9 protein-coding genes are annotated in these 14402 nt (G+C 66.3%); 4 read left to right on the top strand and 5 right to left on the bottom strand.

The annotated features are described in order from the left end of the window. The first annotated feature begins 817 nt into the window (after positions 1-817). From gltB to IEY68_RS22425, 3 genes are all read left to right on the top strand, one after another. Positions 818-5470 (top strand): glutamate synthase large subunit, encoded by a 4653-nt coding sequence (gltB, locus tag IEY68_RS22435; protein WP_058854828.1) that lies wholly within the window; start codon positions 818-820, stop codon positions 5468-5470. 56 nt (positions 5471-5526) lie between these two features. Continuing rightward, on the top strand, positions 5527-6996 hold the full coding sequence (locus tag IEY68_RS22430; protein ID WP_058854827.1) for a glutamate synthase subunit beta: 1470 nt from the start codon (positions 5527-5529) through the stop codon (positions 6994-6996). 387 nt (positions 6997-7383) lie between these two features. Beyond that, a complete protein-coding gene (locus IEY68_RS22425) occupies positions 7384-8283 on the top strand; it encodes a cutinase family protein (RefSeq protein ID WP_058854826.1) in 900 nt (299 codons plus the stop codon). Here the strand turns inward: IEY68_RS22425 and IEY68_RS22420 are convergent, their stop codons facing one another. From IEY68_RS22420 to lysX, 3 genes are all read right to left on the bottom strand, one after another. Beyond that, positions 8284-8895 (bottom strand): histidine phosphatase family protein, encoded by a 612-nt coding sequence (locus tag IEY68_RS22420; protein ID WP_058854870.1) that lies wholly within the window; start codon positions 8893-8895, stop codon positions 8284-8286. A gap of 149 nt (positions 8896-9044) precedes the next feature. Then, positions 9045-9470 carry a hypothetical protein gene (locus IEY68_RS22415; RefSeq protein ID WP_156426168.1) on the bottom strand — a complete coding sequence of 142 codons (426 nt, stop codon included), beginning with the start codon at positions 9468-9470 and terminating at the stop codon, positions 9045-9047. A 130-nt stretch (positions 9471-9600) separates the two neighbouring features. After that, positions 9601-12936 (bottom strand): bifunctional lysylphosphatidylglycerol synthetase/lysine--tRNA ligase LysX, encoded by a 3336-nt coding sequence (gene lysX / locus IEY68_RS22410; RefSeq protein WP_082681335.1) that lies wholly within the window; start codon positions 12934-12936, stop codon positions 9601-9603. A 257-nt stretch (positions 12937-13193) separates the two neighbouring features. Here lysX and IEY68_RS22405 point away from each other — a divergent pair, with 257 nt between their 5' ends. Beyond that, complete coding sequence (locus tag IEY68_RS22405) at positions 13194-13415, top strand: RNA-binding S4 domain-containing protein (RefSeq protein WP_058854825.1); 222 nt, start codon at positions 13194-13196, stop codon at positions 13413-13415. Positions 13416-13463: 48 nt separating this feature from the next. Here IEY68_RS22405 and rraA read toward each other — a convergent pair whose 3' ends face one another. Beyond that, a complete protein-coding gene (gene rraA, locus IEY68_RS22400; protein WP_058854824.1) occupies positions 13464-13952 on the bottom strand; it encodes a ribonuclease E activity regulator RraA in 489 nt (162 codons plus the stop codon). Between the two features lie 80 nt (positions 13953-14032). Continuing rightward, complete coding sequence (locus tag IEY68_RS22395) at positions 14033-14395, bottom strand: DUF5313 family protein (protein WP_058854823.1); 363 nt, start codon at positions 14393-14395, stop codon at positions 14033-14035. Between the last annotated feature and the right edge of the window lie 7 nt (positions 14396-14402).

The following is a 14402-nucleotide window of genomic DNA, read 5'->3' as shown; positions in this document are numbered from 1 at the left end:
GGAGGCCCCGCGACCGTACTCCGGGCGCTTCGGTGGCAACGCCGAAACCCGCGCTGCCGCAATGGGAACGGTGCGCAATCGTGCCGGAAAAGTGTGTTGTAAACCACTCGATACGCGGTTTGCTGATCATGTGCTGGGGGTGCTGAAGGCAAAAACAGTCCGGACGGTCGGATCATGTTCTGTGCTTGTCACGACGCTGTCACGAACATCTCATCCGGGTGCGCAACAGTTAGCCGCAGGCTGATGGGTTTGCCTTCCGGCGTCGCCGGGAATTCATCTTCGATGCAGGTGAGCGTGGGTTCGGTGGATGCGGCGTGGCATCGGGAAAGGCTCGGAGCCGACGGATCGCCGCTGTTCGGAGGGTGGATCCGGGATCGATTCGCCCCCGAATGCTGCTTTACACTAGAAAACGCGCATATGTGGAGGAACGATTGAAGAAGCCCAGCTAGATCCGATTATTAGGGCAACCTTGGTTGGTTGGGTCCTGGACCTGGCTTATCGTTTGCTCTTACGCCGCACATACCAATGTCCGGCCGAGGGCATGCTCGGGCGACCACCGATCAGGCCAGCCTAGCGGGCGAAATCCCGCTCCCGAGTTCCGAACGCGTAAGCGTTTCGTTACCGGCGGGCACCTGCGCACAGCGACAGGTGAAAAAACTTCAGACGTGACTGCACGCCGAACACCATCAGCGCGGCTGGTGTCGGCCAACGTACGAACGCAGTCCAAGCAGGGAGCGTTCGACAGTACCGGCGTTCGACAGGGCGTACTCACCACAGGCCGCACCACGTCGAGGTCGACTTTTTCGAAGGCAGAGGCATGACGCAACTACCTGGCCACAGGTCCCCCGGACCCATCGGGCTCTACGACCCGGCGAACGAACACGACGCCTGCGGTGTCGCGTTCGTCGGTGATATGCACGGCCGCCGCAGCCGTGACATCGTCGACAAGGCTATTACGGCCCTGTTGAATCTGGAGCACCGCGGTGCCGCGGGCGCCGAGCCGAACTCCGGCGACGGCGCGGGCATCCTCATCCAGGTACCCGACCGGTTCTTCCGGGCAGTCGTCGATTTCGACCTGCCGGCGGAGGGCTCCTACGCCACCGGTATCGCTTTCCTGCCCCAGGCCCGCCGCGAGGCCGCGCGCGCCTGCTACGGCGTCGAGAAGATCGTCAAGGAAGAGGGCCTGGCGGTACTGGGCTGGCGTGAGGTCCCGATCGACGAATCGTCGCTCGGCGCGCTCTCGCGTGATGCCATGCCGCTTTTCCGGCAGCTGTTCATCGCCTCTCCCGCCGATACGGCCCAGCCGCTCTCCGGGATGGATCTCGAGCGGCGCGCCTATGTCGTACGCAAGCGGGTCGAGCACGAGCTCGGCCGCGCGGGTGCGGGTGAGGGTGCGGTTGGCCGGGAGTCGGTCTATTTCCCGAGCCTGTCCGGTCAGACCTTCGTCTACAAGGGCATGTTCACCACCCCGCAGCTGCGGGCCTTCTACCTGGATCTGCAGGACGACCGGGTGGAGAGCGCCCTGGGCATCGTGCACTCCCGGTTCTCCACCAACACCTTCCCGTCCTGGCCGCTGGCCCACCCGTTCCGCCGGGTGGCGCACAACGGTGAGATCAACACCGTCGCCGGTAACGAGAATTGGATGCGCGCGCGTGAGGCGCTGCTGCGTTCGGATATCTTCGGCAAGGATTCGGCCGGAAAGAACCGGCTGGAGAAGATCTTCCCGGTCTGTACCCCCGGAGCCAGCGATACCGCCCGCTTCGACGAGGTGCTGGAGCTGCTGCACCTCGGTGGCCGCACCCTGCCGCACGCGGTGCTGATGATGATTCCCGAGGCCTGGGAACGCAACGACAACATGGACGCCGAACGCCGGGCGTTCTACGAGTACCACTCGATGCTGATGGAGCCGTGGGACGGTCCCGCATCGGTGTGCTTCACCGACGGCACCGTTATCGGCGCTGTCCTGGACCGCAACGGGCTGCGCCCGAGCCGGATCTGGGTCACCGATGACGGCCTGGTGGTCATGGCCTCCGAGGTCGGCGTTCTCGATATCGACCAGTCCAAGGTCGTCCGCAAGATCCGCCTGCAGCCCGGTCGCATGTTCTTGGTCGACACCGCCCAGGGCCGGATCGTCGGCGACGACGAGATCAAGTCCACACTCGCCGCCGAACACCCGTACCGGGAATGGCTCGACGAGGGCATCAAGCACCTCTCCGATCTCCCGGACCGGCCGCATGTCCATATGTCGCACGATCGGGTGCTGATCCGGCAGCAGATCTTCGGGTACAGCCTCGAAGAACTGAATCTGCTGGTCTCGCCCATGGCCCGGACCGGCGCCGAGGCGCTGGGTTCGATGGGCACCGATACCCCGATCGCCGTGCTCTCGGCGCGGCCGCGACTGCTGTTCGACTACTTCTCCCAGCAGTTCGCGCAGGTCACCAACCCGCCGCTGGACGCCATCCGCGAAGAGGTGGTCACCAGCCTGCGCCGCCATATCGGCCCGGAATCCGATCTGATGCACCCCAGTCCGGAGTCGTGTCGCCAGATCGTCATCCAGCAGCCGATCATCGACAACGACGAACTGGCGAAACTGGTCCATATCAACGACGACGGCAGCCAGCCCGGCCTGCGCTCGGTGGTCGTACGCGGCCTGTACGAGGTCGCGGCCGGCGGCGAGGGCCTGCGCCGTGCGCTGAACGCGATCAACACCCAGGTCTCGGCGGCCATCGACGGTGGCGCCCGGATCATCGTGCTGTCCGACCGCGAATCCAACGAGAAGCTCGCGCCGATCCCGTCGCTGCTGCTCACCGCGTCGGTGCACCACCACCTCGTCCGCGAGCGCACTCGCACCATGGTCGGCCTGGTGGTCGAGGCAGGTGACGCCCGCGAGGTGCACCATATGGCCACGCTGGTCGGTTTCGGTGCCGCGGCGATCAACCCGTACATGGCCTTCGAATCGATCGAGGACATGCTCGAGCGGGGCGCCCTCGAGGTACCCGGCAGCACCGGCGACCTCCCGGCCGACTACCGCAAGGCTGTCGCGAACTACAACAAGGCCGCGAGCAAGGGTGTGCTGAAGGTGATGTCCAAGATGGGCATCTCCACCGTCGCTTCCTACAACGGCGCGCAGCTGTTCCAGGTGATCGGCCTGTCGCAGGAGCTGGTGGACGAGTACTTCACCGGTCTGCGCTCGCACCTGGACGGTATCGGCCTGGACGAGATCGCCGCCGATGTGGCGGCCCGGCACGCGGTCGCCTTCCTGGAGAACCGTAACGAGCGCGCGCACCGCGAGCTCGAGGTCGGCGGTGAGTACCAGTGGCGCCGTGAGGGCGAATACCACCTGTTCAATCCGGACACGGTCTTCAAGCTGCAGCATGCCACCCGCAGCGGGCAGTACTCGATCTTCAAGGAGTACACCAAGCTGGTCGACGACCAGTCCGAGCGGCTGGCCTCACTGCGCGGCCTGTTCAAGTTCAAGAAGGGCGCGCGCTCCCCGATTCCGATCGAGGAGGTCGAGCCCGCCGCCGATATCGTGAAGCGCTTCTCCACCGGCGCCATGAGCTACGGCTCCATCTCGGCCGAGGCCCACGAAACCCTGGCCATCGCGATGAACCGGATCGGTGGGCGTTCCAACTCTGGTGAGGGCGGCGAATCGCCGGCCCGGTTCGAACCGGAGGACAACGGTGACTGGCGGCGCAGCGCGATCAAACAGGTGGCCTCGGGCCGCTTCGGCGTGACCGCGCACTATCTGACCAACTGCACCGATATCCAGATAAAGATGGCTCAGGGCGCGAAGCCGGGCGAGGGCGGCCAGCTGCCCGCGCACAAGGTGTACCCGTGGGTCGCCGAGGTCCGCCACTCCACCCCGGGTGTCGGCCTGATCTCACCGCCGCCGCACCACGATATCTACTCCATCGAGGATCTGGCGCAGCTCATCCACGATCTGAAGAACGCGAATCCGCAGGCGCGGATCCACGTGAAGCTGGTCGCCGAGCCCGGTGTCGGCACGGTCGCGGCGGGTGTGTCCAAGGCGCACGCCGATGTGGTGCTCATCTCCGGCCACGACGGCGGGACCGGTGCCTCCCCGCTCACCTCGCTCAAGCACGCCGGTGGCCCCTGGGAGCTCGGCTTGGCCGAAACCCAGCAGACCCTGCTGCTCAACGGTCTGCGCGACCGGATCGTGGTGCAGGTCGACGGTCAGATGAAGACCGGCCGCGATGTGATGATCGCGGCCCTGCTGGGTGCCGAGGAATACGGTTTCGCGACCGCGCCGCTGGTGGTCTCGGGCTGCATCATGATGCGGGTCTGCCACCTGGACACCTGCCCGGTGGGTGTGGCCACCCAGAACCCGGTGCTGCGCGAACGTTTCACCGGCAAGGCGGAGTTCGTCGTGAACTTCTTCATGTATATCGCCGAGGAAGTCCGGGAACTGCTGGCGGAACTCGGGTTCCGCACCCTGGACGAAGCCATCGGCCGGGTCGATCTGCTCGACACCGCTAAGGCCAAGCGGCACTGGAAGGCGAGCAAGCTGGACCTGTCGCCCATCCTCGACGATGTCGAGACGGCATTCATGTTCCAGGATCGCCGCCGGACCAAGGAGCAGGATCACGGCCTGGACAAGGCGCTGGACAACGAGCTGATCGCGCAGAGCCGCGACGCGCTCGAATTCGGCAAACCGGTCCGGATCGATACCAAGATCACGAACGTGAACCGGACGGTCGGCACCATGCTCGGCCACGAGGTGACCAAGCTCTACGGTGGCGCGGGTCTGCCCGACGACACCATCGACATCACCCTCACCGGGTCGGCCGGTAACAGCTTCGGCGCGTTCGTCCCGGCCGGTATCACCCTGCGGGTGCAGGGTGACGCGAACGACTATGTCGGCAAGGGCCTTTCGGGCGGCCACCTGGTGGTACGCACGGCGCCCAACGCCCCGGCCGATTTCCGGGCCGAGGAGAACATCATCGCCGGCAACGTGATCCTGTTCGGCGCGACCAGCGGCCAGGCTTTCATCGGCGGTGTGGTCGGCGAACGGTTCGCCGTGCGCAACTCCGGTGCCACCGCGGTGGTCGAGGGTGTCGGTGACCACGCCTGTGAGTACATGACCGGCGGGCGGGTCGTCATCCTGGGCGATACCGGACGCAACTTCGGCGCCGGTATGTCCGGTGGCCTGGCGTTCGTCTACGACCCCGACGGCACCTTCGCCGGCCGGGTCAACCCGGAACAGGCCGAGGCCGTCGAAGCGCTGTCCGGTGACGATTTCACCTGGCTGCGCGACATCATCGGCCAGCACCGCGAGCAGACCGGCTCGGCGGTGGCCGAACGGATCCTGGGCGACTGGTCGCAGCAGGTCAACCACTTTGTAAAGGTCATGCCGCGCGAGTACAAGAAGGTGTTGCTCGCCATCTCCGAAGCCGAGAAGAGCGGTAAGGACGTCGACGAGGCGATCATGGAGGCCGCTCGTGGCTAGTAAGACAATTCCGCAGGTGGCGTCGACGAGGCGCTGTGACTATTCGGGGGCCGCTCATGGGTGACACCCAAGGATTTATGAAGCACACGTCCCGGGAGCTGCCCGAACGCCGTCCGGTGCCGTTGCGGTTGATGGACTGGAAAGAGGTCTACCAGGAGGGTTTCCCACATCAGACCCTGCAGCGGCAGGCGAGCCGCTGTATGGACTGCGGTATCCCGTTCTGTCACAACGGCTGTCCGCTGGGGAACCTGATCCCCGAATGGAACGACCTGGTCTACCAGGACCGGTGGCGGGAGGGCATCGACCGCCTGCACGCGACCAACAACTTCCCGGAGTTCACCGGGCGGCTCTGCCCGGCGCCGTGTGAGGCATCCTGCGTGCTCGGGATCAACCAGGATCCGGTGACCATCAAGCAGGTCGAGGTCGAGATCATCGAGAACGCCTTCGACGAGGGTTGGGTGACCCCGGTCTACGCGACCCGCCTCACCGGCAAGAAGGTCGCGGTCGTGGGGTCCGGCCCCGCGGGCCTGGCCGCCGCGCAGCAGCTCACCCGGGCCGGGCACACCGTCACCGTTTTCGAGCGGGCCGACCGTATCGGCGGTCTGATGCGGTACGGCATTCCGGAATTCAAGATGGAGAAGCGGTTCATCGATCGCCGGCTGGCGCAGATGGAGGCCGAGGGCACCATCTTCAAGGCCGGCGTGAACGTCGGTGTCGATATCACCGCCGACGAACTGCGCGAGCGGTTCGACGCGGTGGTCCTCGCCGGTGGCGCCACCCAGGCCCGTGACCTGCCCATCCCGGGTCGCGAGCTCGACGGTATCCATCAGGCCATGGAGTTCCTGCCCTGGTCCAACCGGGTGCAGCACGGCGACCCGGTGACCGACGGCAACGGCCTGCCGCCGATCCACGCGCACGGTAAGAAGGTCGTCATCATCGGCGGTGGCGATACCGGCGCCGACTGCCTCGGCACTTCGCACCGGCACGGCGCGGCCAGCGTGCACCAGTTCGAGATCATGCCGCGGCCGCCGGAGGAGCGCGCCGGCTCGACCCCGTGGCCGACCTACCCGCTGATGTACCGGGTGTCCTCGGCGCACGAAGAAGGCGGCGAACGGGTGTTCTCGGTGAACACCGAACGTTTCGTCGGCGCGGACGGCAAGGTCACCGGGCTCGAAGCGCACGAGGTCAAAATGGTCAACGGCCGGTTCGAGAAGGTCGAGGGCACCGATTTCACCCTGGAGGCGGATCTGGTGCTGCTGGCCATGGGCTTCGTCGGTCCGGACAAGCCGGGTCTGCTCACCGATCTCGGCGTCGGCTACGACCAGCGCGGCAATGTGCAGCGGGACAAGAACTGGGCCACCAATATTCCCGGTGTCTTCGTCGCCGGCGATATGGGGCGCGGTCAGTCCCTGATCGTCTGGGCGATCGCCGAGGGGCGGGCCGCCGCGTCGGCGGTCGACAAGTACCTGGAGGGTGAGACCGCGCTTCCCGCGCCGATTCCGCCGACCGCTGTCGCCCAGCGCTGATTCCGATGCGGCGGCGATGAACCGCTGAGTCGGCGGCTCCGCGGCACAATCGAATACCTTACGGCGCGGTGTTCCCGGTAAATTTCCGGGAACACCGCGCCGTTTTGTTCGGGGTTCGGGAGGAATCGGCGCTCCTGTCCTCCGATGAATCGCGCCCTCCGCGCATCTCCGGAGGTCGGAATGGGGACTGGGCTGGCGATACCAAGATCGTCGCTCTATTGTTATTTCCGGTGTGTCCCGGTACGAGATTGTGATCCGATCGTGTAATTGTGACGCGAGGTTGTTGTTCACCTGTTACACACATCGGTGTCATCGGCCGGGTTCAGCATCTTGGCGATGACTTAAACGGGAGTGTCCCGATCAGGGGCCAGGGTTGACTGGAGCAGAATGCAGTTCAAAAGGGTTGCCGCGGCGCTGGGCGCCTGCGCGGTCGTTGCGTCGGGATTGGCTTTCGGAGGGTCGGCGGCTTCGGCCGATCCCGGATGCCCGAGTCTGTATGTAGTGGCGATTCCCGGGACCTGGGAAACCGGCCACGACAAGCGTCCCACCCCGGGGATGCTCGCGAGGGTGACCAACGGCCTACCGTCATCGGCCGAGGTCGACTACGTCACTTATGCGGCTACCGCTTTCCCGTGGGAAGGCGATATCTACGCCGACTCCAAGAACGAGGCCGTGAGCAACGCGCGCGGTCTGATCACGAATATGGCCGAGCGCTGTGGCGCCACCAAGGTCGCGATCGTGGGTTACAGCCAGGGTGCCGACGCCGCCGGTGATCTCGCCGCCGAGATCGGCACCGGACTGGGCCCGATCCGACCGGAACGTATCGCCGGCGTCGGCCTCATCTCCGATCCGCGACGTGCCCCCGGCGATGTCCAGGTCGGCCCGCCCGCACCGGGCGCCGGCGCCGGTGGTCCCCGGGTCGGCGGATTCGGCTGGGTCAGCGACCGCACCCGCACGGTGTGCATCCCCGACGATCTCTACTGCGCCACCGCGTCCGATGATTTCATCACCCGGTTCGCCGGTTTCCTCGCGCAGAGCTCCGACGCCAACCCCGCCAATATCTGGCGCTACCAGATGGAAGTCGGCGCAATCGTCAGCGATCTGATGGCCAACGGCGGTCTGCCGACGCTGCAGGCACAGCTCACCGAGGGCGCCAACGAGAAGCGGGTCAAGGACCTCGACACCTTCTACAAGTCCGAGTCGCATATCTCCTACGGCAGCTACAAGGTCGGCGGCGGCCAGACCGCGCTGTCCTGGATGCACAACTGGATCTCCGATATGGCCTGATCAGCCGGAGATATTACGCGGGAGCAATTCCCAGACGTGTCCGTTCTCGTTCACGGTCGCCGCGGTGCGGCGACCGGTACGAGAGAACAGGATCCGGGTGATCGAGCAGTAGTCGATCGGGAAGGTCAGCGGCCGGGCCAGACCGAGGATGTCCTGCAGGGTGATGTTGATGACGCCGCCGTGCGCGAAGACCACCACTGTATCGGCCGCGGGCGTGGTGGAGGCGATCTCGGTGACGGCGTCGTGCACCCGGTGGCGGAAGGCGTCGGGGTCGATTTGCGGTGGCAGATGGCCGGCCTTGATCCGGTCGTAGGCGTCCCGGAATTCCACCTTGGCGTCCTCGATCGGGATATACGTCGGTAATTCCCGGTCGTATTCGGCCAGATCGTCCATGATGTCCACGTTCAGGCCCAGCTTCGCGGCAGTCGGCGCGGCGGTTTCCCGGGCCCGGCGTTGCGGGCTGCTGATCACCCGGACGATGCGATGGGGTTCCAGGGCGGCCGGCACCCGTTCGGCCTGCTCCACCCCGATGGGCGCCAGGCCGGGGTCGGCCGCCCGCTCGGCATTGTCGACCCGGAGCGGCTGGCCATGGCGAACGAGTATCAATTGCACGGGTCCACTCTGCCGCATCGGCCCGGCGGATCGTCAGTCGAGGTCGCGGTGCCGGGCCGCGGTCGAACCGGACCCGGAGGTTTCGCCGAAAGCGCAGGGCCCGGCTCGCCGAGACAGTGGTGGCGAACCGGGCCCTTGTGCTGGTGGAGTTACTGCCCGGAGGGCGGGTACGGTGGCTGACCGCCCTGCGGGGGGTTGGGGTAGTTCGGGTCCGAGGGATATCCACCCTGTTGTGGGTAACCACCTTGCTGCGGATATCCACCTTGCTGGGGGTAACCGCCCTGCTGTGGATAACCGCCCTGCGGAGGATAACCACCCTGCGGTGGCTGGCCGGGCTGCGGGAACTGACCCTGGGAGTTGTTGTCGCTCTTCTTCTTGCGCGCGAGCAGGATGACAGCCACGATCACGACCACCACGAGCACGCAGCAGATGATGCCGAAAAGACCGAATCCGCCGCCCTTGCCCTTGCTCTTCTTCCGAGCGGTCAGATCGATGGCGGACGCCAGCGTATCGGTGCTCGCCCAAGCGGAATAGTCCACCTGGCCGGCGTGGGTGAGCAGCTCCACGTAACTCAAATCGAACCCCGTTCCAAGAGTTGGCCCCTCCTCCCGGGGCCGAAGTGATTACACCGTACTTCCCCGAGCGGCAGCTGGGAAACATTCGATATGACCACCCGGCCGGCTCCGGTGGCCACCTCTCGAATGATCACCGCGGCCTGACCAGTGGGAACGTCTGGGTTTCGCGTAGTGGCCGGCCGGTCAGCAACATGATCACCCGGTCCACACCGAGCCCGAGCCCGCCGGTCGGCGGCATGGCGTGTTCCAGCGCGCACAGGAACTCCTCGTCGAGTTCCATCGCCACCCGACCGCCGTCGGCCGCGATCCGTGATTGGGCGGCGAGGCGCCGCCGCTGTTCCACCGGGTCGGTCAGTTCGCTGGACCCGGATGCGAGTTCGATCCCCCACGCCACGAGATCCCAGCGCTCGGCCAGTGTCCCGTCATGGCGGTCCGGCCGGGCCAGCGGCGAGACCGAGCTCGGAAAGTCTGTGTAGAAGGTCGGCTCCCGGGTGGCTTCGACGACCAGCCGCTGGTAGAGCGCGTACGCGGTGCGGCCCGCGTCCCAACCGGGTTGGGGCACGATATCGGCCTTCTCGCAGAGTTCCCGCAGCTCCGGCAGTGGGGTCCGTGGGGTGATCCCGATCCCGATCTCCTCCGCCAGCGCCCCGTACATCGACCGCACCCGCCACTCCCCGGAGATGTCCACCGCCGCCAGCGAACCGTCCGGAGTCGGGCGCATGGCGATCATCGAATCGTTCGCGGCGAGTGCGGCCTGCTGGACCAGTCGTCGGCACAGGGTCATCATGCGCCGATGGTCGCTGTGTGCCTCGTAGGCCTCCAACAGGGTGAATTCGGGCAGCTGGTGTGTATCGGCGCGGGTGTTGCGGAAACCGGGGCCCAGCTCGAACAGTTTCTCCACACCGCCGACGCACAATCGTTTCAGCGACAGCTCGGGCGCGACCCGTAGATGCAGATCGGTGTTGTCGGCATCGATCTGGGTGCGCAGGCTGTGGGTGGCCGAGCCACCGGGCCCGTGCTGCAGGACCGGCGTCGTGACCTCCAGGAAACCGTAGTCGTGCAGGGCATCACGCAGGGTACGCAGCACCGCGCTGCGCCGGGCCAGCAGTTCACGTGCCTCCCGGTCGATCATGAGGTCCAGATAGCCGCGGCGCATCCGGACCTCCGGATCGCTCAGGCCGCGCCATTTGTCGGGTAGCGGATGCAAGCATTTGCCTAGCATCCGCCAATCCGCCACCAGCAGGGACAGTTCACCGCGTCGGCTGTAACCCAGCTGTCCGCTGACCGACACCAGATCACCCAGATCGACGAGATCGCCGAATTCGTCCAGGCGTTGCCGACCGAGCCGGTCGCGGTCGAGCAGCAGCTGGATATCGCTGGTCCAGTCCCGGACCACCGCGAAGATCACGCCACCGTAGTCACGGCGGCGCAATAACCGCCCGGAAACCCGGACGGTGGTACCGCGCGGTGTGCGCCGGGCCGCGGCCACGGTATGCGTCGGGGGATAGGGCAGCGGGTAGGGGTCGATATTCGCGTCGGCGAGCCGCTCCAGTTTTCCGGTCCGCACCCGGACCTGTTCGGGGCGGTGCGCGGGGGCGGGCTCCGGATCGGACTCTCGAATCGCGGCGCTCGTGCCGGGTGGTGCGGGGGACGGGTGTTCCGGTGCGGTGCGATGGCGGCCGGTGTATGTGAACGCCGTGGATCTCGCGTCCGATCCGGGCATCAGGCCTTCGGCGTATGCCGCGGCGACGGCGATTCGCGCGAGATCACGCGGGGTATCGCACAGGACGTAGCGGGGTACCCATCGCGGCTGATATCGCATACTCGCCCGATGCAGCCGGGCCTGCTGCCACCAGCGGGAAAACGCCAGTGGCAGAGTGCGTGCGCTACGCGCGATCCCGGCCGCCGTGCGCAGTACCGCCAGCGGTGCTCGCGACACCGTGGGTGTGTATACGCGGTCCACCGCTTCGAATACCGACCGGAACAGTGTGAAGCTCAGCGATACCTGATGGATACCGTGCTGTTCGGCGCGTAATGCGAATTCGGCGATCAGCAGGTCCGTGGTCTCCGCGGGGCTGTCCGGCGCCCGGCGGAGCAATTCCATTGTCGCCCCGGTCTTCCCCCACGGAACCAGCGACAGCAGGCCCAGTACCCGCTCGTCGGGATCGACCGCCTCGATGAGCAGGCAGTCGCCGTCACGGCGGTCGCCGAGCCGGCCCAGGGGCAGCGGATAACCGCGTTCGGTCTCGCTGTGCCGCCAGTCCTCGGCGCATACCGTGAGCCGGGCGAGTTCACTGGTCCCGATATCGCGGTGGCGGCGGATCCGCACCGTCACACCTTGTTTGCGGAGCCGGGCGACGGACTGGCGGACCGGTTGGAGTTCCGGTGCGGCCAGGGAGAAGCTGCGGGTGTCGAGTACAGCCTCCGCCCCGGCGGTCATCGCGGTGAGTCCGGCACGCTGGTAAACCGATACAGCGGCTTTGCTCGCCCCGATCACCGCGACCCGCCAGCCGAAACCGTGAGCGTAGCGCTGCCAGGTCTCGACGGCCTGCGGCCAGGAGTCGCGCGCCCCGATCGGATCGCCGAGGGCCAGGCAGATCCCGTGCTCCACCCGGTAGCCGATGGCCGCCCTGCCGTTCGGCGTGAAGATCAGCTCCCGGTCGCGGCGGGTCGCGAGATAGTCGATCGAACCGGTGGGGTCCGGGCCCTCCAACAGATCGCGTAACGCGGCCTCGTCCGCGTCGGTGAGCGCGTATTCCGCGCGCCGGGTGCGGTGCAGGACCAGTACCGCCGCCGCGAACGCCAGCGCACCGAACAGTCCGACCAGGAACTGGGCCGGGAACGGCGGTGTCCCGGTCGATACCGATGTACCCGGTAGGAGATTCGCGGTGAGCTCGGAGACGACCCACAGCGCGCGCTGCGCCGCCGAAGGTACTGATCCCGGAAACACCTGGACCACACCACAACCGGCGACCGCCGCTATCAGCAGGCCCGCGGCCAGTGATAACGCGGCCGGCCGGGGTGCGCAGCGCCGGAAACGCGCGCCGAATTCCGAGCGGCTCAGGATCAGCAGCAGCAGTACGGCCGAATGGGCCAGTGCGGCGATCGCGGCGTGCCTGTCGTGTGCGCGCACGACATCGGTCAGGTTCACCGGGATCCAGCTCGCCAGGTAGAGCACCATTGCCCACCAGGCCACCCGCTTATGCCCGGTCAGTCCGATCGCCAGCCAGCCCGTCAGCCCGGCCCACAGCAGATTGGTATCCGGCGCGTACAGGTAGTACCGGTCCAGGTAGTGGCGGACTCCGCCGAGTGCCGCCGAAAGCGCCGGGGACAGGCTCCAGAGCAGGCAGGCCGTCGCGAGGACACCCGATATCAGTGCGGCGACACGCGGTATCGCCGCGAACCGCCCGGGCGTGCCGGATCGGCCGGGTGATTCGGGGTATCGCGGTTCCTGCGTGGATATCACCGCTCCAGTCTGCCGCCAGGAATCGCCGAATCATGGCTGTGGCCCGGCGTGTTAGCGGTATGTCCGGCCGGAAACACAGGTATTTCCCTGTGCGCGGGCACGGTTGGCCGATATGGGAAACCGGGCCCCGGGCGTGGCGTGCGAATCGGCTCCGAAATGTCGTAAAAGTCTTGTTGTTACATGACCGGGCACGTCGGCCGGCCCAGTTGACGGGGTCGGTCGGTACGCGCTGTGACCGGGGGAGTAAGCATGAACCTATGTCGGATCCAATCGATGTGCCAGTCGACGACGGCGCCATACGGCTCGGACAGTTCCTGAAACTGGCCAACCTGATCGAATCCGGGGCGGAGGCCAAGACAGTGATCGCGGCCGGGCTGGTGCGCGTGAACGACGAGGTCGAACTGCGCCGCGGACGGCAGCTACAGGCCGGTGACGTGGTCGCCATCGCCGGTCATTCCGCCAGGGTGAGCGCCGGTTAGTACCCGGGCGGAGCGCCGGGCCGCGTTCCACGGAGAGTGGTTCGCGTATCAGGGCTCGGCGCGGACCACGATTCCGTCGTGGTCGCTGTAGAGCATCTCGCCGGGGTTGAAGGTCACGCCACCGAACTCCACCGCGATGTTCTTCTCGCCGCTACCGGTCTGGGTGCTCTTGCGCGGATTGGTCCCCAGGGCCTTCACACCGATACCGAGAGTCCGCAGAATCGCGGAATCGCGGACCGCGCCGTTCACCACGACTCCGGCCCAGCCGTTGTCGACCCCGCGGCCGGCGATGATGTCACCCACCAGGGCGGTGTGCACACTCGCCCCGCCGTCGACGACCAGTACCTGCCCGGCACCGGGTTCACCGAGCGTCTGCTTGACCAGCAGGTTGTCCTGGAAGCAGCGGATCGTGGTGATCCGGCCGGAGAAGACCTGGTGGCCGCCGAACTGGATGAACTGGGTATCGCAACTGCGGATATCGGGCCCGATCTCGTCGGCGAGATCCGCGGTGGCTACCTGCTGCTCTGATTCGGTCACGTTTGACGATTGTGCCGGGTGGAACGCGGCTGCGGGCACCGACCCCGCCGCCGGGCGTGCCGCAGGGCGTGTGCGCAAAGCTAATGACGGTAGCGAAGGTTGTAGATCTCACGATCGAGCTGAGAGAACTTTGTTTCGTCGACCAGGTTCGGGTCCAGACCGTGCTGGACGAAGCGGAACCGGCGCCACACGTAACTGAGGGCGATTCCGAAGATGATCAGCGGCACGATCATCATCACGATCAGACCCAGCTTGAGTGTCATGGGCCCCGGGAACAGCAGGATCAGCACAAAGAAGGGAATGATCGGTATGAGGAAGCGGATCATGTACCGTCGCATGGCCCCGCGGCCGATGAGGTCCTGAACTACCCACTCATGCAACTCCGGGGGCAGTTCGAAGCCCACATCGTAGACGATCCGTTGCCTGAAGGTCGGCTTGTCCATAGCTCCA

Origin of the sequence: Nocardia jinanensis, from assembly GCF_014645735.1 — a bacterium.
Taxonomy (GTDB): Bacteria; Actinomycetota; Actinomycetes; order Mycobacteriales; family Mycobacteriaceae; genus Nocardia; species Nocardia jinanensis.
The sequence above is the reverse complement of the archived record's forward strand: the minus strand, read 5'-3'. Positions and strand labels throughout refer to the sequence as shown.

What these genes read in the sequence shown, in the direction of transcription:
- gltB (WP_058854828.1), top strand. Translation starts at nt 818, where the DNA reads ATGACGCAACTACCTGGCCACAGGTCCCCCGGACCCATCGGGCTCTAC.
- IEY68_RS22430 (WP_058854827.1), top strand. Translation starts at nt 5,527, where the DNA reads ATGGGTGACACCCAAGGATTTATGAAGCACACGTCCCGGGAGCTGCCC.
- IEY68_RS22425 (WP_058854826.1), top strand. Translation starts at nt 7,384, where the DNA reads ATGCAGTTCAAAAGGGTTGCCGCGGCGCTGGGCGCCTGCGCGGTCGTT.
- IEY68_RS22405 (WP_058854825.1), top strand. Translation starts at nt 13,194, where the DNA reads ATGTCGGATCCAATCGATGTGCCAGTCGACGACGGCGCCATACGGCTC.
- IEY68_RS22395 (WP_058854823.1), bottom strand. Translation starts at nt 14,395, where the DNA reads ATGGACAAGCCGACCTTCAGGCAACGGATCGTCTACGATGTGGGCTTC.